Consider the following 19,614-nt stretch of genomic DNA (forward strand, 5'->3'; position numbering starts at 1 on the left):
TCTTGGCCGCCGCCGTCAGCCGCCGCCCTGCGGCCCATTGCTTGGTCTGGCCGCGCGGACCGCGGCCAGTCCCCTGATGCCTTCCTTATCGCCGATTGACGTCAGGCTTTCGAAAATCTGCGCAGCATCGGCATAGCGGCGCATGGCAAGGTAGGAATATCCGCGCAGCACCATCAAATCGGTTCGTTCATCGGCAAGCCGCGCCCGTTGATCGAGCAGGAGAAGCGTTTCCGCATAACGTTTCGACTGGAAGGCTGAAACCGCCCTGTCCGCCAGGATCGAGACCTGCAATTCCGTCGCCCGTGGACGCTCCATCTGGGATTTCGTCGCCGAAACGGCCGCATGGTCCGTCAGCCCCATGCGCAGATAGGCAAGACTCTGGCCATAGGCTGCATCGCTTTTGACCGTCGACTGGCCACCTTCAATGGCGGATTCGAAAGCTTTCAGGGCCTCCGCCGGCCGGTTGGTCTCCATCAGGCACCAACCAAGATCGAGTGCCTGCTGCGGCGGCAATCGCTGCGGATCAGGATAGGCTGCGCAGGAACGGGAGCGCGATGCGGCGCTGGCTTCCCGCTGCGCCTGCGCCGGGCGGCGTGCCTGCTTGCGCGAAGGCTCCGGAGCCGATTGCTGAACGGCTGTCTGGCTGTAGACCACCCCCGTCTCCGCCTGCGGCGCATAGGGCGCGGGCGCTGTCATCGGAGAGGTTGCGGCAACAGGCGGTGCGGTTACCGGCGCCATCGGCTGGCCGGACTGGTCCACCATGCGTGCGGTTCCCACATCGGTGATGCGCTGCGAGCGGCTTGCCCATTGCTGCTGGATGCCGCGCAGACCGGCAAGATTGCGCAGGTCATGATAGCTGAGCGCCACACCATAAGCCGAAGGTTCGTCATCCGGTTTCCAGCCTAGCGCCGTACTGAACCATTGCAAGGCAAGCGGCGTCTGCCGGAAGGCGAGCGAATACCAGCCGAATTGCTGTGCCGTTGCCGCATCCTTGCGCGCTACCGTTTCGGCGGCGATGCGTTGCAGCACATCCGGCGGCAGCACGACAGGCGGCTCCAGCGCCAGAAGATTGGCCGTTGCGGCAAGATAGGTGGCGAGCGCGTCATCGGAGGAGGTGCGCCATTTATACATGACGTCCTCGGCCTCACGCGGCTCGTTGCGGTCGATCAAAGCCAGCGCCAACCCTTGCGAGGCAGAAGCGCTGTCTTCTTCCTCCCGCGCCTTGCGGAACCATTTTTCCGCCTCTGTCATGTTCTTCTGGCGAATATTGTACCAGCCGAGCAGCAGAGCGTCGCTGGCCAGCTTGTCGGTCTCGGCAAGTCTTTCAAGCCGCATCAGGTAAGCGGAAGGAACGGAAATGCCTTCCTTCTCCCCCGCCTTTGCCACGAACTGGCGGGCGAGATCGTTCTTGACCGGTTCGAATTCCAGCTGGCCGTCGGCGCCGGGCTTTTCCTTGGCCAGCAGCTCGCTCATCATCTCCGCTGGCAAAAGCGCGGATGCCTTCTGCACCGTGGCGAGCCTGTCGCTTGGCATCGTGCAATTGTTGAGAATGTAGAGATAGGCGTCCCGCGCCCGCCCCATGCGGTCGGTATTGGCAAATGCATCGGCCACCCGCCATAAAACATCGACTTCGCTGCAGGTCAGCAGGCCGGGATTGTTTGCCGCCGCATCAACCACCGTCGCATATTGCTTGAGATCAGACGCATTGACGAGCCGCTGGCGGGCCTCGGCAAGGGAAAGCATGCCCGTCAGATTGTCTGGTGGCTGCCAGCCGGGTTCCGCCTGCTGGCGGTCGGCGATCGCCTTTCTCACTTCGGCGTAGCGACCATCGGTATAAAGCTGCCACATGGCATCGAGTTTCGGATCGCCATTTTCTGGAATGGCGAGAGGATCGGCCGGTGGCGTCCAGTTCGGATAAAGCGTGCGCAGCCGGGCAATTTCGGCCTGAAGGCGCTGGGTATCGCCCCTGGCTGCGAAATAACGCAATGCGCTGAGATCGACTTCAGGCATATCCGCCGAGGCCGGCTGGGCCGCGCGGGATGCGGGTGCCTGCGCCGTCAGTGTCTGCGGTGTCTGCCCACCGGTCTGTGTCATCGGCGGCGGATCGGTCGCCGGCACGGTCACGGGTGGCGTGGCAGGCTGTGTCAGCTGCGCCATCTCTCGGTTTTTGACGAAAGCGTTGATTTGCGCCGGATTGGCCGCTGCTGGAGATATGCGCGGCACCGCGCGGTTGTCGCCCACCGCCGAGGTGTGCACATCAGACACTCGTCCAAGAATGCTGTCGCGCCAGTGGAAGGCGGCAAGCGCAATCAGAAGCAGGATGAGAGCCGAGGTCGACAGTGGCTTGTTCATCGGCATTCCCCGTTATTTCTTGCCAGAAACGACAATGCCAGAAGATGCAATGTGGAAGGATAATAAAGTGTTGGCTGGAAGCTTTTAAGTTCGGCGGGAATGGCCGGGCCACCGGCAACGCAGGCCGCCAGCGCCGGAATGACCCGATAACCGGCATCCGACAGCACATCCTTGACCGCTCCGCTCTTCAAGTCGAAAGTCCCTGCGGCACCGCTTTCCACCGTCATGCCGTCCTTCAGCCGCGCAAGCAGTTCCGGCGCTCCCATTTTTGCCCTTGAGAGGTAAAGCGGTATGCGCACCGCATTATAACCGAATTCCGGAGGAAAACCCGCCGCCGGCTGCGGCTTCGTCTTCACCGATACCCAGTCGGCCGGCAGCTTTCTGTCGCTGAAGGCGAAAGCGCCGACCTGCGCCACGCCGTCATCGGCAAGCGCTTTCCACAGCGGTGATGGCGCAACCAGATCAAGGACCGGAAACGCCTCGAAAATGAGATAGGAGGGGTTGACCACCGGGCCATCGCCTCGGTCATCCTCACCAAAACCGCTGGCAGCCGGCAAAAGCAGCGTTCGCCCGCCGCGCTGCACCACGGTCTTCTTGAGGATGGCGGATGCGATGGCTGCGGATGCCTCGGCATAGTCCTGCCGGTTCCACTGGCCGGCGGCGAGCGCCAGCGCATAGGCGATCAGGATATCGCCATCGGTCGCGTTGTTGATGTCAGTGACGTGCGGCCGGGTGCGCGGATCCCATTTCCAGGCGGAAAGCCCATCGTCGCGCACCAGCAGTTCGGTGCGGGTGAAGCTCCAGATCAGTTCGAAATCGGCAAGGTTGTCGGAGAGCACGGCGAGCCACATGCCGTAACCCTGCCCTTCGCTGTGGCTGATATTGCCGTTGCCGGTATCGATGATGCGCCCGCCGGGATCAAGGAAGGCATTTTTATACGCGGACCACGCCTCCGGCGACACCGACGCGGCGCGGCCGGCGGAGATGCCGGCCGCCAACGCCATCACGGACAGGCAGATAATGCGGGCAAATTTCGAAATCCGGCCCATCATCGATGTCGTCCCATCAGGCGCAGCATCACGAACGTGGCGAAGCCCAGAAGCGACACGAAGCCAATGAATGCCAGCGAATAGGAAAGCACATTGGAGGACAGCCAGTTGGCAGCGATCAATCTCCAGTTCCAGAGCGAAAACGCCCCGGTAATATAGAAATACGGCCGTTCCACCTCGACTGTCTCAACCTTTTCCGCAGCCACGTCGTAAGCGGCGACCCGTCCGGTGACGTCACCCCAGCGGTTCTCGCGCGTCATCGCCGACATGCCGTCGAGAAGCTCTGCCGACGTCGGCGCGGTGGCTAGCGTCCAGACGCCTTCCCCGGAAGGGCTGAGCCCCTGCGCCAGCATGAAGGAGGCGCTGGCAGGCGGGGCATAGGGCTGCTCGGCGGCCGGCAGGAAACGCAGCGTATCCGAACTCAGATCGAAATTCCGCTTCATCCAGTCCTCAAAGGACGAGACCTGCCCCTCCCAGACGCCGCCATCGACCCTCTCCCGCCAGTCGTTGAACAGGGTTTCGCTGTTTTGCGCGGAGGGCTGGACGCCGGTTCCCACTTTCCAGGATATCTGGCTGGAGGGAACGAGATTGAACTGGCTGATCAACGCTTGCGGGAATTGCGAAATCGTTCCCACAAACAGCGCATCCCGGTCGCCGATGACCAAAGGCGAGGCAACGGTCTCGACGTCGATCGGATGTCCCGCAACACTCGCAAGCCGGCTGACGAGAGTTGCCGCCGCAGACATGGTGTCAGTATCGAACCGGTCGAGGGAAAGCGCGACCGGGCCTCCAGCAGCCCTGTAAGGCTGACCAGTGCCGGCCATCGCCGCGAGATCCGGCTTGCGACCGATGCGGGCATAATCCGGAATATGGATTTCGGTGGTGTCGAACAGGGCAAAACGGGGGGTCGTGCTGGCCGGCGCACCCGGCGCGCAGGCCTGATCCTGCGCCGTCATCAACACCGCCTCGATCGTTATCTTGTTTGGTCCCGGCTTCAGGTGGCGCATCGTGACTTTGATGGGCAGATGCCGGAAAATGCCGCCGCCATTGTTGGAGATCGGCACGGTCGAAGCGATCTCGTTATTAACGTAGATGTCGATATGGCTGCCGGGCAAGACCTGCGAGGAATAAGCGGCGTCGAGCAGCAGCGATGCCTCGCCATAGGCTGACGCATAAAAATCGGCTGGCATGCCGATATAAAACTCGTTGCGGAAACGGCGTCCGCCGAATTCGCTGCTCTCAAGGCCGAGTTCGGAAAGCGCGATACGGCGGGCCGAGGTGATGAGCGGAACATCCGGCGCATGCCAGCTGCGGGTCGAAAAAGCCGTTCTCTGGGCGCCGGGGGCGCGCGAGATCGAAGAAAACAGTGTCTCTATCGCCGCCTGCACCGCCTGCGGAGTGGGACCGCTGACGAAAAGCGGCGAGAAACCGCCCGGCGCAGCACTGCCAAATCCGGCGAAGGCGCCTGCCGACGCTTCGGACGGTAACGCGCCGGAGATACCCGCAATCTCACGGGCGGTGCCCACCAGAACCGTCAGTGTTCCGGGCTTGCGCTCGGTGGAAGGGGCTGTCACGAAGCGGATCGACTGGTTCGGCATCAGGGTTCGGAGCGCCAGCGCCTGCGAGAGGCGCAGGAGTGAATCTGCAAATGCCGGATTACCGAGCGACGGCGCGACGATCTCGATCGAGGTCGTGGCTTTACCATCAGGTCCAGTCGCCTGGATGTCGTCTATATTGGCGAAAGCGCCGGCAACATCGGCATTAAAGCCGATATAGGTGTTGGCCGGGTTGACGTCGGTCCACAGATCGTAGGTGGACTGGATCGTGCAATCGGTCCTGTGTCGCTGCTGCACACCGAGCGTCACGACATTTGAGCCGACCTGCAGCACGCCGGGCGGGATTTTCAGGGAGACATTGCCCTCGCCGTCAGGCGCTTCAATGCGCGCCACATCCAGTGGAACATTGTTCAGGCTGACCTGAAAGTTCGAGCTTTCAGGCGCGACCACGATGGCGTTCTGATAACCGATATTAAGTGAAACGGCGGCATTGGCTTGCTCGGGCGTCAGATAGATGCCCCATTGCCGCCGGTCCATCTCACCGGAAAGGCTGAGCTTCTCGTAGGGCAAAATGTAACGGCGGCGGCTATCAGCAGCGGATAAGGGGGTCTGCACCGTGGCTGATCCTGCTCCCTCCTGACGCGGAGGAACGGTAACGGGCGGAGTTAATGCCGGCGGAACGACGGGAGGCTGCTTCGGTTGCGACACGGGTGCCGGTTGAACCACGAAGGGCGGCTGCGCCGGTGGTATGGCCGGAGGCTGGACCGGCGGCGGCTGGCGGGGCGCTGGTGGAATGGCGGGCGGCGGCACTGGTGCGGGGGCAGTCTGCGCCGGCCTTTCGGGCGACATATCAAAGGGTGAGGACTGTGCCATGGCACCGGTTGCGACGGCACCCCACATCAATGCTGTCAGAGAACCCCTGATCGTTTTACCGCCGGTCATTTTACAGCTCCGGCAGGTTTGACGCTTTTGGCGGCGGGCCGGAGCGCCTTGGCCAGATAAAAAAGGCCGCGCTGCGTCTGAAACAGCGATATTGCCAGAAAGATCGCTGTACCGCGAATGAGGCCGGGGTTCCTGCGGCGCACGCGCTGGAACTCGCTCCACTGTTCGGAATTGGCAAAGATCAGGTCGGCGATCAGGCGGTGATCGACGGCACGCTGCGGTGAGAAGGTGCAGCCGATGGACACCAGTCCTTCGCCGCGAACCGTCCGGACCACCTTGACGGGCATGGTTTCCGGCACGCCTTCGCTGTGTGGCTTGACCTTCACGATCGCTGTCGTGTCCTTTTCGACGGTCGTGGCACTGTCGAACAGATTGATCAGCAGCCCATGCACAGACACGTTGTCGATGGAGGCCGGCACCCATGCGTCGCTTCCCTCCAGCTTGACCTCGCAGCGCCGCTTGACGGTGATGCGTCGCGATGCCGACTTGTCACCGCGTTCGGAAACGACACCGAGCGCACAGCCTGCGAAGATGAGGTTGAGCAGGTTCCAGCCGCCGACAACGAGCGTCACATCGGCCTTGTAGGGCTCGCTGTAGATGCGCCAGATGGCAAAGGCCATCGCCACCACCAGAAGCGCGAAAATCACGAAGAACGGGCGGCTGATTTCCGATAGCCGCGCCTCGGCGATGGATTCGTCCTTGGCTGTCACCTTGAAGGTCGGTTTGCCGGGATTGAAGATCACGGACACAACCGCAGGCAGAAGGTGGACCGTCTGCACATATTCATAAAGTTCCGAAATCCACGGCCAGCGGAAGCTGCCATAGAGATAGTTCTGCATCATCAGGTTAACGAGCATGTAGGCCGCCGTATAGGCGAGGAATTCGCCACCCGAAGCCACGAAAATCTGAAGGTCGAAGAACAGGTAGAACAACGGCGCGAACAGGAAGATCGTGCGCGGGAACGGAAACAGCCAGAACAGCGTCGACGACATGTAACAAAGACGCTGTGTGAAGGAGAGGCCACGCTTGAACAAAGGCTGGCGAAAGATGAGGATCTGCATCATGCCCTGCGCCCAGCGGCTGCGCTGGCCGATAAAGCTTGCAAACGTGGCCGGCTGAAGGCCGGCGATCAGCGGCTTGTCGACATAGATACTGTTCCAGCCGCGCGAATGCAGCGCCAACGCAGTTTCGCAATCCTCGGTGATGCTGACACCGCTGAAGCCTTCGGTATCCTGCAGTGCCTCGCGCCGCAGCACGGCGGCGGAACCGCAGAAAAATGCGCCATTCCACTTGTCGAGACCGCGCTGGATGATGCCGTAAAACATCTCGTTTTCGCTCGGCATCGTTTCGAAGGTGCGCAGGTTGCGCTCGATGGGATCGGGATTGACGAAGAAATGCGGTGTCTGCACGAGGAAGAGCCGGGGGTCTTCCTCGAAATAACCAACCGTCTCCAGAAGGAAGTCGCGGGCGGGCGCATGGTCGGCGTCAAACACCGTCACCAGTTCGCCGGTCGAATGGGCAAGACCGTTGTTGAGATTTCCGGCCTTGGCGTGGACATTGCGCTCGCGCGTCAGATAACGCACGTCGAGGTCCTCACAAAGCTTCTTCAGCTCCTCGTGACGACGCTGCGCCGCCTGCGCCTCGACGATGTTGCTGGCATTGCGCTTCTGCACCGAGCCGCCATCGTCCAGCAGCCAGACGGTGAACCGGTCGGCCGGATAATCCATGTTCTTGGCCGCCGCCAGCGTGTTGGCCAGAAGCTCCGCATCCTCATTGTAGCTCGGCACGAAGACATCGACCGTCGGCCGATAATCCGGCGAGCCGGGCCGCGTCTTGCGCGACGGCAGCGGCATGGAGACGATGACCAGGCTGAGGCCCAGCATCAAAACGCTGTACATTTCCGCGAGATAGAGCAGAAAGCCCGGGATGAAGTTCTCGAGCTGGTTGACGGGCGGCAGCGTGCTGGTGGTGCGCCAGTAGACGTAACGCAGAACGATGGCCGTGCCGAAACCCAGCGCCACCAGACGCCAGGCCCCCTGCCCGTTGAACCCTTTGATGGTCGCCAGAAGAACGAGCGAGATCGCGGTCGCGACCAGATGCGTCTGCAGACTGACCGGCATCGTGATGATGGCCAGAACGCAAAGCGACACAAGCAACCAGACAATGACTGTGATGGCCTTGTTCATCCAGAAACTTTCCGTTCTCGTCCCCATCCGGAATTTCGGCCCGGAATTTCCGCTTTATTCCCGGTGATCATCTGCATCCCTGGGCCGCCCCCGAACCAGCCAGGCATGCTGGCGAGGGAATGGACACCTGCGGAACCTGCGATGGCTGCTCGCCGCTCCTTGCCGTTCCGCTCTCAGCGCGCTGGCCCATTGCTGCCGGTCGTGCAGGCTGAACGGGCGCGCCAGCCGATGCGGGTGACGGAATACTGACAGCAGCAACGGGCGGCAGCGGCTGTGGTTCCGGCTGCACCGGCGGTGCAACGGCAGCCGTGCGGCGAACGGGCCGGGGCGGCACGCTGGCAGTCACTTCGCCGCCGGGCCGCATCGGCACATCATCCGTTTTCATGGGATAGACCGGATGGCCCGGCCGTCCGAGATTTTTATCCACCGCCTGCGGCGTGCCGTAAGGGTTCCAGCTTGGCGAAGCGTAGGTGCCGGTGATCGTGTAATTATACATGACCGCCAGCAGCCGCTCGACGCTTGCGCCCGACTGACAAAGGCGCAGACGCACCTTGATGCGGCCGAGATTGCGGAAATCCTGCCGCATGCTTTCCGGCGAGCGTATATCCTGCCAGCCATAAAGGCAGGTATCTTCGCCACGGCCGCTGCCGGCGGCATAGGAAAACGCGCCATAACCATTCTGCAGGTAATTTGCCGACATGGCGATGTTTTGACCCGGAAACTCGGAACGGATTTCCCGCGCGACGGAGGCCGCCCGGAAACCGCTGAAACCAAGAGCGTCGCGATCGGTATCGCCGGCCTGCTGCGGGCCGAAAAACTCCGCCTTGATGTAGTTCTGCCCGGGCGTGGCAGCCTCCGAGCGCAATATGATCTGCTGCGTCACGGCGTCGGAATAGGTGCGATTGACCACAGTGACGATTTCGGGACCACCGGGCGGCGGGAAAACCAGCGCCTCGGAAGCAGACAACATCTGGGGACCCCCGAACGACCGAACGCCCGCGGGAGTATTGCAGCCCGACAGGGCCGCAATGGAGAACAGCAATGAAGTATAGGCAGAAAATTTCACTGCCCTACGCCCCTTTATTTCCCCAACGCCGCCCAGGTTAAAAGGAGACCGAATCACTAATGACCAGACCATTGCTACGAAATACGTGAGGACTACGAATAAGCAATCTCTAATTTTCGTTGTAATTTCTAATACTTTATGCGCAGACGAATCACCAATGCCACTCCATGCTAGCCATGGAAGAAGGTGGAACCAATCGCGCGGCCGGGGGTTGGCTTCCTGTCGGGCCGTTAATTTTGCGGTTGCAGCGCAATATGTCCCATGGTCTACTTGCCTCCAGAATGACGTATTCTTATTGGTCCGCTTTTTATTCAACTGTAAAAACAGAAAGTTGACGTATGACAGTGCAATTTCCGAGTGCCGCTCAGGCGCTTGCCGAAGAAATCGGGACATTACGGAAATGGCTGGATGAGGATGCACTGCCCTTGTGGTGGGAGGCGGGTTCGGCCCGCCCCGACGGCGGCTTTTACGAACGTCTCGGCCAGGATGCCAAGCCGGTTTTTTCTGATGACCGCCGTGCCCGGGTTCAGCCGCGTCAGGCCTATTGTTTCGCCGCCGCCGGCCAGCACGGCTGGCAGGGGCCATGGAAAGACGCGCTCCTGCATGGCCTCGGCTGGTTCGAAAAAGTCTATCGTCTCGACAACGGTCTTTACGGCAACCTCGCCGACCAGACCGGCAGACTGATCGATCCATCCTTCGATCTCTACAATCAGGCCTTTGCGCTTTTCGCCGCCGCCCAGACCGCCGCAAGCCTTCCCGAACGCAAGGACGAGATGCGCGGCCGGGCGCTGGATATTCTTGCCATCCTCAAGCGCGACTACAAACATCCCGTCACCGGTTTCGAGGAAGAAAACCCGCCGCGCACGCCGCTCTGTTCCAATCCGCATATGCATTTGTTCGAGGCGATGCTGGCCTGGGAGGTGCAGGATCCGGATGGTCCGTGGACGGCTTTGGCTGACGAGATCGCCGATCTGGCGCTGACCCGCTTCATCGATGGCGGCAATGGCGGCTTGCGCGAATTTTTCGAGCACGACTGGACGCCGCATAAGAGCGACAAGGGCCGGATCATGGAGCCGGGCCACCAGTTCGAATGGGCATGGCTTCTGGTGCGCTGGGGCAGCCTGCGCCGGAATGGCGAGGCGATCGACAAGGCAAAACGGCTGTTTGCGATCGGCGAAGAGCATGGCATCTGCCCGCGCCGCAAGGTGGCGGTGATGAGCCTCTACGACGATTTTTCGGTGCATGACGGGTTGGCGCGGCTGTGGCCGCAGACGGAATGGCTGAAAGCGGCGGTGCGCCTTGCCAGCGTCACCTCCGGCGAGGAACGGCAGCGTTACCTTGCCTCCGGCGTGCGGGCCATCGGCGCGCTGCAGCCATTCCTTGACACGCCGGTGAAGGGTCTCTGGTTCGACAAATGGCCGGCCGACAGGCCGATGCTCGACGAGCCGGCGCCGGCCAGCACCTTTTATCACATCGTCTGCGCCATCTATGAGGCTGAGGCCGTGCTGGCGGTCAGCGGATAATGTCCGGGCGGGCGAGCGGGCCGGGCGTCCGCTCGGCCCGCTCCGGCCTCAATCAAGCCTTGGCCGGACGCACCACGCGCCAGTCGGGCTTGCCGAGATTGTGCGGCCAGGGGTGCACATCCTTGTCGTTGAAATAGACGACCTCTTCCAGTTTCGGAAAATCCGCCTGTTTCAGCGTCACGTCGTTCATCCAGGGACGGACATAGGAATCGCCGCCTTCATAACCAAGTTCGGCGACCCAGACCGGCCGGTTGAAGGTTTCAACAAGTCCATATCCCTTGCGCAGCAGATCGGAGAATGTCTTCGGTCCGCCATATTCGATCTTGTCGTAATCTTCGAGGCCGAAGACCGAAAGGCCGACAAGATCGGCGTAGTTATCGCCGGGATAATAAGCCTGAAGGCCGTCAAGCCCCTTGGGCGACCACATCACCTTGACGCCGGGAACCGCCCTGCGGGTCATGTCCACCATGCGTTTATAGGCCGTGATATAGTCCCGCGGGTTCCAGCCGGACCACGAGAAGCGGCCGGACGTGTCTTCCATTTCCTGCCCCCAGCGCAGGATCAGCGGGCTTTTCATCGCCGACATGCGTGCTGCTATCGCCTGCATGTTCTTGTCGTAGTCGCCTCCCAGCACCTTGCGGCGCAATTCATCGGAGGTGAGCCGCCAGTTGACGTCCCATGACCAGGGTTCGACGGTGATCAGCACATTGCGCTTGCGTTCCAGGGCATAGGCGTCCGCGAGCGCGAGACTGTCGAGATCCACGTCTTCCCAGGGCAGGAACAGATGTTCCGTCGCCACCCCGGCCTGTCCGGTGAAATCACCGTGCGGATCGTAAGCGCCGAAACGGATACCATCCGCATGCAATGTCGGACGTTTGTCGGCAAGCGTTTTCATGCCCGTGGCGCCCATGGGTGCAACACCCTGCGCATCCAGTTTGAACATGGGGTACATGCTGGCTGAAAAAGCCACGGCAGCCCCGCTTGCGAAGAGAAGTTTTCTTCTTGTTATCTGCATGACACTTTCCTCCCTACCGCGTCGCCGTCATCGCCTTGCCATAGGCGGCGATCTGCGGGGTGACGTCGTCCTTGCGGACAAGTTTCAGGAATTCATCGCCGGGCCTTGGCGGGTTGTGCCGGAACACATACCACTGGCCGCCCTGCTTGCGCTGGTAGAGCACCTTGCCGATGCGGCCATGGTCGAAGCAGGTATCGGCCTTGCCGCTTCCATTGTCGGCTTTCCAGGTGGCGCGCATGCACAGCGTGCCGTTGGCATCGACGGTCCAGATACCCTCACCGACGGATTTTTTGCCTTTTTCTTCCGTCAGGGCGATGAATTTGCGGCCATCGGCAATGAAGCGTCCGCCGCCCGTATCCCATTTCCAGGTCTTGTCGAAGTACATTTCCACGACTTCGCTGGTTCTGAGCGGTTTCGGCGTCTTCGTGCCGCCTGCGGCGTGGACGGCACTGGGCGCGATCACCGCAAGGCAGAGTACGAAAGCGGAGAATCCGCAGTTGCTTATTGTTGTTCTCATCACAGCCTCCTCCTTCTATTGTCCGACCCTATTGTCGGCCAGCATGATTTCTCCGGTTGCCACTGTCGGCGACGGTGCGACGGCCGGTTCCGCCTGCATTTCCCGATAACCGGGCAAGCCCGGCAGGGTGATGCGCAGCTTCACGCGCACCGATCTCGCACCCTCCACACCCGCACCGGCAACCGTAAAGCGCGTTTCGGTGAAGGTGACGTAGGGCTGCCCGTGCGACAGGGCTTCGAGGCCGCCAATCGCATGGGAACTCAGTTCCGCAGCGCTGCCGGCGACGAGCAACAGTGAACAGGCGGCAGCGGTCGCGCCGCCGCGCATGGCCGGCAATCGCGGCAGGCCGTTTTCCATTGCGTGGCGAATGAGCAGAAACACGGAAAGTCCCGCATAGATCGCCACATTGATCGCCCCGAAAATGAAGAAGCCTTCCGCTCCGCTATCGCGTGGCGCCAGCACCATGGCGAGAAGGCTCACCGCCGCCAGCACCATGTAGGGCAAGATTACCCGCAGCGGCAGCGGCGGTTTGGCCTGCGTGCCTTTCGGTGTAATGCGGAAATCGACGAAATCACCACGGATCGTGTCGCGTATCGCCGCCAGCACGCCCATCAGCGACCAGGGCCAGCGCAGGAACAGGAACACCATGCCTTCCCAGCTGAAAAGCTTCGCATCATGCGGGCGGAAAGCGCCTGTTGCCCGCCAGAAGAAGGCAAACACGATCATGATCAGCGAAATGGGCAGGAAATGCGCCAGGAACGCCGGATAGGACGCGTTGACCAGCACATGCCCCCGCATCAGGGCGACAGCGGGAAGCACGAACATCAGTGCCATGAAGCCGGAAAACAGCGGATACCAGAGCTGCGAAAACAGGAACTGGAACTTCAGCCGCAAAGGCAGCTTCGGCACATAATGTCGTGAATATTGCAGCAGGATGGTCATCAGGCTGCGCGACCACTGGAATTCCTGCACGATGAGATCGGCAAAGGTCGCCGGCCCGTCGCCATGGGCGATGGCGTTGACGGCATGAACGCCGCGCCAGCCACCGGCATTCATCAAAAGCGTGGTGGAATGATCCTCGGCAAGCTCGGGTCCGAGACCGCCTACCTCACGCAGCGCCTTGGTGCGCACGGCATAATGCGAGCCGATGCAGAGCGGCGCCCAGCTATTGTTGTAACCGAGTTGCAGCGCGCCGTGCAGGCTTGCCTCCGCATAAAGCCTGCCACGCGCGGCCCAGCTTTCTTCGGCATTGGCATCACAGATGCTCGGGGCGGAGACATATCCAACCGACGGATCGGCAAAGGGACGGATGATCTCGCTCAGATAATCCGCTTCCGGCACGTGATCAGCGTCGAATTGAGCGACGAAATCATAACGGTCATAACCGTAGTGATCGTAGAAATAGGCGAGATTGCCTTCCTTGCAGCGGGTGCGGCGAGGCCATGTCTTGCGGTGATAATCAGCGACACCCTTTCGTGTCGAGACGAAAACGCCATGCGCACCACACCAGGCCAGCGTCTGCGCGTCAGGATCTTCATCCGCGAGCCAGACGTCAAATTCCAGTCCTTTTTGCTCCAACATGGCCAACAGCGTCTTGCGCACCACGGCGAAAGGCTCCGATGGGGCCTTGGTGACGACCATCGCCACCCGGCCCCTGGGCAAAGGGGAGCGCCGGTCGACGACTCTGGCGTTCAAAAAAATGAAGATGAAATAGGACGGCAGCAGCGTGATCCACGCCAGCGTCAGCGTAACGACAGTATAGTAGGGCCAGTCGATCACCCGGTCGCGGTCGAGCCACCACACCCAGAAATAGGCAAGGGTCACCAGCCAGCCACCAATGCCCAGACGATAGGCCATGCGGTTCCAGCCGGTGAAAATCGGGAGCATCCGCAATGCGCCTGCGGCGCTACGTGCCGGTTGAACAGAAGGGGTGGAGCGCACCGTCATGACCGCACCTCCAGTCCGAAACCGGGACCGGCCGTGCGAATGATCGTATCGATATCGGAATGTTTCGGCGCAAAGCCAAGCGTCTGCCTCGCCCTTTCAATATCAGCGAACAGTGCCGGCGGATCGCCTTCGCGCCTTTCGCCGAAATGCACCGGCACTTCCTGCCCCGTGACGCGGTGGATCGCCTGGATGATATCGCCAACCGAGGTGCCGTGACCGGAACCGAGATTGACGCGCAGCGTCTCACCGCCATCGGCCAGATAATTGACGGCGGCCACATGGGCATCGGCGAGATCGCTGACATGAATGTAGTCGCGAATGCAGGTGCCGTCTGTCGTATCGTAATCAGCACCGAAGACATCGAGCCGCGGCAACCGCGCCGCAGCCGCCATCAGCGCCCGGGGGATGAGGTGGGTTTCCGGCTCGTGGCGTTCGCAAAGCTCGCCATCCGGGTCGGCACCGGCCGCGTTGAAATACCGCAGCGCCACGAAACGCAGGCCATAGGCCGCGGCGTAATCATCAAGCGCCATTTCGAAAATCAGCTTGGTGCGCCCATAGGGATTGACCGGCATCTGCGCGGTTTCCTCTCGGATCGGCAATTGCGGCGGTACGCCATAGGTGGCGCAGCTGGAGGAAAACACCAGCCCGCCAATATTCTGATCGAGACAGGCATCCAGCAGCGAAAGGCTGCCGCCGACATTGTTACGGTAATATTTGCGCGGATCTTCGACGGATTCGCCGACATAGGCATTGGCGGCGCAATGGATGACGAATTCCGGTGAGAATTCCTTGAGCCTGGCCTTCAGCAGGCCACGATCAAGAATGTCGCCCTCGATGAAGGGCCCCCAGCGAACCGCGTCCGCATGGCCGGTCGAGAGATTGTCGTATGCGATGGGCTTGAAGCCGGATTTTGCCAGCGCCTTGCAGATGTGGCTGCCTATGAATCCGGCCCCGCCCGTGACGAGGATTGCGCGGGCCATCTCATACGGCCTCCGCCACTTTCCTGCCGGACAGCAACGCATCGAAATAGACGATGGTTTTTTCCAGTCCGATTTCGAGCGGAACACGCGGTTGCCATCTCAGTTGCTCGTTGGCCCGCGAAATATCCGGGCGGCGCTGCTGCGGATCGTCGATCGCGGCCGGCAGATGCACGATGCGCGAGCGGGAACCCGTCATCCGAATGACGATATCGGCCAGCTGCCGCACCGGAATTTCGCTCGGATTGCCGAGATTGATCGGTCCCGTGCAATCCTTCGGCTTGGCCGAAAAACGCAGGAAACCATCGATCAGGTCATCGACATAGCAGAAGGAGCGCGTCTGGCTGCCATCGCCATAAATGGTGATGTCGGTTCCCTTCAGCGCCTGGACGATGAAATTGGAAACCACGCGTCCATCATCGGGTCGCATGCGCGGCCCATAGGTGTTGAAGATTCGCCCCACCTTGATATCGACGCCATAAAAGCGGTGATAATCGAAAAACAGCGTTTCGGCGCTTCTTTTTCCCTCATCGTAACAAGCTCGCGGCCCGATTGTATTTACATTGCCAAAATAGCTCTCAGGCTGCGGATTGACGTGCGGATCGCCATAGACTTCCGACGTCGAGGACTGCACTACGGTTGCACCGCATCGGCGCGCGACCTCCAGCACATTGACGGCGCCAAGCACATTGGTGAGCAAAGTGCCGACGGGATCGCGCTGGTAATCCGGCGGCGAGGCCGGCGAAGCGAAGTTGAAGATCAACGAGACGTCGATGTCATAGGGTTTGCGCACGTCGTGCTCGACCAGCAAAAACCGCTTATTGTCCCGTAAATGCTCCACATTCGCCGTCCGTCCGGTCGAGAGATCGTCGAGACAGACCACTTCGTGGCCGCAGGCCAGCAGACGTTCGCAAAGATGGGAACCAAGGAAACCAGCGCCGCCATTGACGAGAACGCGCTGGCCAGGACGCCATTCCGAGTAGATTGTGACGCCATTATCATGCTCGTTGGGAACGAAATTACGCATTACACACTCCTCCCCATGAGGAATCAGCCCGGCTGATTCACCTTGAACTGGATCAAACTCCCGATTGTGCGGTATCTTGAATATCATCCTCCGGTTTTTATTTCTTCTGGAGGTTTTAATATTTCGATTCGATAGTTTTCAACTTTTATGATAGGCGCGGCGAAAAACAGGTCAACTTCATTTTATCGAAATATTACAATTGATTACCCTGAATTACTAAAAATAGCCCTCGATTTAATACTTTTTAACTACGCCTCCATTATGCCTTTCTTATTGAGCATTAGCGCAAGCTTCGCTCAACCAGTCGGGACTATCCTGGTTTTGTAAGGCTCGGTCCACCGGGACAAAACCGCCCGGCAAGATGCGACAGACAGTCGATTTCAGGGGACATACACGATGAATGAAATGCCTTATTCCAAGAGTGGCAAAGCAGCCAGACGCAATCATTTTGCGCTCGTTGCCGCAGCCCTTGCAGCACTCACTTTCTCGACGGCCTCATGCGCCGTGGTCGAAGACGCTGCTTTCATCAAGACCGCATCAGCGGATGCGACGACAATGAAGACGCGGGTTGCTTCGACCAAGGCCTCCTACGGCTACGACAAGACAGGCAATGCAGCTGTGACGCTTGTTGCCGACGCGTCGTCCGAGACACCTTCGATATCGCGGCATTCCTATTCCGGTTCTTCTCCCTATATTTGCTCGCCGAGCGGATTTGGCCAGAAGTCCCGCTGCTTCCTGAGACCATAAGTCTCAGGCAGGAACATCGGCGGAAACTGGCGCCCGGGCGGCCTCGGCCTGCCTGACCCTCAGTTCTTCCAGCCGGAGAAGGTAGCGTCGTCGCCCTTGTTGAAGAAGCGCGACGCCGCCTCCGTTCTGTTGCGCACGTTCATCTTCTTATAGATGTTGCGAACGTGAACCTTCACGGTGTTCTCGGACAGATGAAGCCTGTCAGCGATGATCTTGTTTTGCGTACCCTTGCAAAGCAGGTCGAGGATTTGCACCTCACGCGTCGTCAGCGCCGCCATTTCGCCCCTGTTTACTGCAAGGGCGTCGGCGCGGTTGGCGATCACGGCGTTGTTCTGAACGCTCTTGCCGCTGACGCCCTGGGAATAGGGAGTGAGCTTACCGAGAAGAGCCGCGGGAAAATGTTCTCCGCCCTTCATCAAAAGGTCGACCGCCGCCATGAACACGTCAAGCCGCAGATTGAGCGGCAACACGCCATCGATGACGCGCATTCCCACCAGCTGCTTCAGCGGTTCCTCAAACCTGTCGATGGTTTCGACCACCAGTGCGATCGGCGCATCCGGGTGCTTCTCGCGGATTGCCGCAAGAACATTATGAAGCCGCTCGCCCGACATGCGATATGGCAGCACCAGCCGGACATTGGCACCGTAGTCGTCATTGATAGTCGCCGACGAAGTAACGCTCACCACCGCGAATGTGGGGAACTTTTTGCCCAGCGCCTCCACGAGGCACTCGGAAAACAGGTCCGGATCCGCTATGATCAATAAAGTTCCATTTATAGGTGAAACGGCGTTTTTTTGTTTTGCCGCATAATCTGAAGTTCCCATGAACATTGACGCCTCCCTAAAGCGCTTACGCATTACATTCTTTTGGTTGTGCGATATGTCGTTCGTCAGGCTACCCTTGAAAACCCAAGGGGCATTTTGACCCTGAAGCCATGTCAACTATCATTAATTACCCGTTAATTAAGGAGGCTAATACGAAAAGCTGTGTAAATAAATGGCCCATACGGGTTATTTTTTACATTAGGCATACAAAATTGATTACGGTGATAAAGAATCATTCACTTTGAAATCACCCGGGGAACAAAGGCGTTGGAAAAGCGTCCGTTCCGGTTTTGCAATCCGAGAAAATATAACTTTTAGTTGAGATCTCTTTGCATACCTACCTGCCGAACGAGCCTCGCGGATGTTCCGTTTCGGGATAAAAGCCCCTTCCCTCCGAAATAAACCATGTTTTTCGAAAAGCCGCTTCCTGTAGCCGAAGCTGCTGTTTTTTTACGGCTGCAGAGGTGGAAGCGCACCTGCATTCGCCCTTTCACATATATATTCGGGGGTAAAGGTGCCGATATGGCTAACCCGAATTGATATCTAGGAAGCGCGATTTTTCTGCGGCACAGTCTGACCGTCGCTGAACGGCGGCTGATTGAAAGACAAGCCCGGCCTTTGACGTGTGTTTGCTAAAGCCGGTTCCTTTTCAAGAAAACATGCAAACGAAAAGACGAAAGCCACCGCGCTCCCCTTTGGAGCGAGGAACGGATTTGTGCGCCTTTTTATCGAGTAGCGCACAAGGGCTGAACGAAAAGAGCCCGGTCACGGGCCGATGCCGAACCGCAGATGAGACGTACCGAGTACATCTGCAAACATCAATCTTTGTGCAACACGGAGCAAGCGCGAAAAAATCCCGTTTGAGATGAGAGGGATTTCGAAAGCTGCTCCGAGCTTTTTCGGAGGAAATCGAAATGGGTTACAATCCACAGCCGGCCGGCGACGACATCACCAAGATCGGCGCGCTTGCCGACGGTTTCGCCAACACCTCGACCAATGACGCCAAGGTGGAAGACAGCAATGTCGGCACCGCAAACGGTGAAAACCGCAACAACGACAACAGCGACAACAGCACCAATGTGGATGTTGACGCCAAGGTCGATGTTTCCGCCAATAACGGCGACAATCGCGACAACGACTATGACTGGAGCTATGACAGCAAGTCCTATAGCGATAACGACACGACCACCAAGACCAGCACCGAAACCAACACCGATATCAAGGTCGATTACGACTGGAGCTACGAAAGCAAGTCGTACAGCGACAATGATACCAATGTGAAGACGATCACGGATACGGACACCAAAACGTCCAACTATTCCGACAACGACACCTCCACCAAGACCACGACGACCTCCGACAGCTTCAACTCCGCGGACAGCTACTACAAGTCGGATGACGACTTCGGTAACATCACCGGCGTCAAGGATGTCGGCAATCTCGGCATCGCCGGCGGGGACCTCACCTTCAACCTGGGTGACGACTTCTCCTTCACGCTCGATGTCGACAACATCCTCAACAGCTCGCTTAACGGCGACGGCAATGACACCGGCTTCAGCATGGTGCAGGCCAACCACCTGGCGGATCAGGATCAGGCCTACGACATCAAGATGCAGAATGGCGGTGCGGAAAACCACCTGAGCGCCAATGCCGGCGACGCCTATGGCGCGGAAGGCATGGACGGCAAGGGATGGGACCTCAAGGCCGGCGACGACGCAGCAGGCACCAGCACTGCGGATGCATCGGCAATCCTTGCAAATTCCGGCTTCCATCTGGAACTGGTGCAGGGCGCCAACATGCTCTCCAATGCCGTTGACGTCACGATCACAGGCGGTAACTCGCATGTGTCTGATGTCGGTGAGGATCACTCCTGATACCCACCTCTT

14 protein-coding genes are annotated in these 19,614 nt (G+C 59.6%); 3 read left to right on the top strand and 11 right to left on the bottom strand.

What is annotated here, in order from left to right; all coding sequences use genetic code 11:
- Window positions 1–15 precede the first annotated feature (15 nt).
- From ACQZ5F_RS14440 to bcsN, 5 genes are all read right to left on the bottom strand, one after another.
- Complete coding sequence (locus tag ACQZ5F_RS14440) at window positions 16–2,358, bottom strand: cellulose synthase (RefSeq protein WP_448730628.1); 2,343 nt, start codon at window positions 2,356–2,358, stop codon at window positions 16–18.
- Window positions 2,349–3,404 carry a glycosyl hydrolase family 8 gene (locus ACQZ5F_RS14445; protein ID WP_448730627.1) on the bottom strand — a complete coding sequence of 352 codons (1,056 nt, stop codon included), beginning with the start codon at window positions 3,402–3,404 and terminating at the stop codon, window positions 2,349–2,351. The genes ACQZ5F_RS14440 and ACQZ5F_RS14445 overlap by 10 nt, the downstream gene beginning before the upstream one ends.
- A complete protein-coding gene (locus tag ACQZ5F_RS14450; protein WP_448730626.1) occupies window positions 3,401–5,899 on the bottom strand; it encodes a cellulose biosynthesis cyclic di-GMP-binding regulatory protein BcsB in 2,499 nt (832 codons plus the stop codon). The genes ACQZ5F_RS14445 and ACQZ5F_RS14450 overlap by 4 nt, the downstream gene beginning before the upstream one ends.
- Window positions 5,896–8,085 (bottom strand): UDP-forming cellulose synthase catalytic subunit, encoded by a 2,190-nt coding sequence (bcsA, locus tag ACQZ5F_RS14455; protein WP_046800757.1) that lies wholly within the window; start codon window positions 8,083–8,085, stop codon window positions 5,896–5,898. The genes ACQZ5F_RS14450 and bcsA overlap by 4 nt, the downstream gene beginning before the upstream one ends.
- A 67-nt stretch (window positions 8,086–8,152) precedes the next feature.
- Window positions 8,153–9,055 carry a cellulose biosynthesis protein BcsN gene (bcsN, locus tag ACQZ5F_RS14460; RefSeq protein WP_312359510.1) on the bottom strand — a complete coding sequence of 301 codons (903 nt, stop codon included), beginning with the start codon at window positions 9,053–9,055 and terminating at the stop codon, window positions 8,153–8,155.
- A 434-nt stretch (window positions 9,056–9,489) separates the two neighbouring features.
- On the opposite strand from bcsN, the gene ACQZ5F_RS14465 reads away from it, so the two are divergent.
- Window positions 9,490–10,674 carry an AGE family epimerase/isomerase gene (locus ACQZ5F_RS14465; protein ID WP_448730625.1) on the top strand — a complete coding sequence of 395 codons (1,185 nt, stop codon included), beginning with the start codon at window positions 9,490–9,492 and terminating at the stop codon, window positions 10,672–10,674.
- Window positions 10,675–10,726: 52 nt separating this feature from the next.
- Here ACQZ5F_RS14465 and ACQZ5F_RS14470 read toward each other — a convergent pair whose 3' ends face one another.
- The 5 genes from ACQZ5F_RS14470 to ACQZ5F_RS14490 are packed head-to-tail and all read right to left on the bottom strand — an operon-like array spanning window position 10,727 to window position 16,157.
- Window positions 10,727–11,689: a glycoside hydrolase family 26 protein gene (locus ACQZ5F_RS14470; RefSeq protein WP_225338567.1), complete on the bottom strand. Its 963-nt coding sequence runs from the start codon at window positions 11,687–11,689 to the stop codon at window positions 10,727–10,729.
- Window positions 11,690–11,702: 13 nt separating this feature from the next.
- Window positions 11,703–12,206 (bottom strand): DUF995 domain-containing protein, encoded by a 504-nt coding sequence (locus ACQZ5F_RS14475; protein ID WP_046801331.1) that lies wholly within the window; start codon window positions 12,204–12,206, stop codon window positions 11,703–11,705.
- A gap of 15 nt (window positions 12,207–12,221) precedes the next feature.
- A complete protein-coding gene (locus ACQZ5F_RS14480) occupies window positions 12,222–14,153 on the bottom strand; it encodes a glycosyltransferase family 2 protein (protein WP_448730624.1) in 1,932 nt (643 codons plus the stop codon).
- Entirely contained in the window at window positions 14,150–15,133 is a 984-nt protein-coding gene (gene galE / locus ACQZ5F_RS14485) for a UDP-glucose 4-epimerase GalE (RefSeq protein ID WP_225338569.1), read from the bottom strand. The genes ACQZ5F_RS14480 and galE overlap by 4 nt, the downstream gene beginning before the upstream one ends.
- A 1-nt stretch (window position 15,134) precedes the next feature.
- Window positions 15,135–16,157, bottom strand: coding sequence for a UDP-glucuronic acid decarboxylase family protein (locus ACQZ5F_RS14490; protein WP_046801334.1), 1,023 nt, complete (start codon window positions 16,155–16,157; stop codon window positions 15,135–15,137).
- A gap of 396 nt (window positions 16,158–16,553) precedes the next feature.
- On the opposite strand from ACQZ5F_RS14490, the gene ACQZ5F_RS14495 reads away from it, so the two are divergent.
- Window positions 16,554–16,904, top strand: coding sequence for a hypothetical protein (locus tag ACQZ5F_RS14495; protein ID WP_225338570.1), 351 nt, complete (start codon window positions 16,554–16,556; stop codon window positions 16,902–16,904).
- A 59-nt stretch (window positions 16,905–16,963) separates the two neighbouring features.
- On the opposite strand, the gene ACQZ5F_RS14500 is transcribed toward ACQZ5F_RS14495, so the two are convergent.
- Entirely contained in the window at window positions 16,964–17,734 is a 771-nt protein-coding gene (locus ACQZ5F_RS14500; protein ID WP_225338919.1) for a helix-turn-helix transcriptional regulator, read from the bottom strand.
- Between the two features lie 908 nt (window positions 17,735–18,642).
- Here ACQZ5F_RS14500 and ACQZ5F_RS14505 point away from each other — a divergent pair.
- Complete coding sequence (locus tag ACQZ5F_RS14505) at window positions 18,643–19,602, top strand: hypothetical protein (RefSeq protein WP_046801337.1); 960 nt, start codon at window positions 18,643–18,645, stop codon at window positions 19,600–19,602.
- Window positions 19,603–19,614: the final 12 nt, after the last annotated feature.

The sequence above is a fragment of the Agrobacterium sp. 22-210-1 genome (assembly GCF_053522525.1).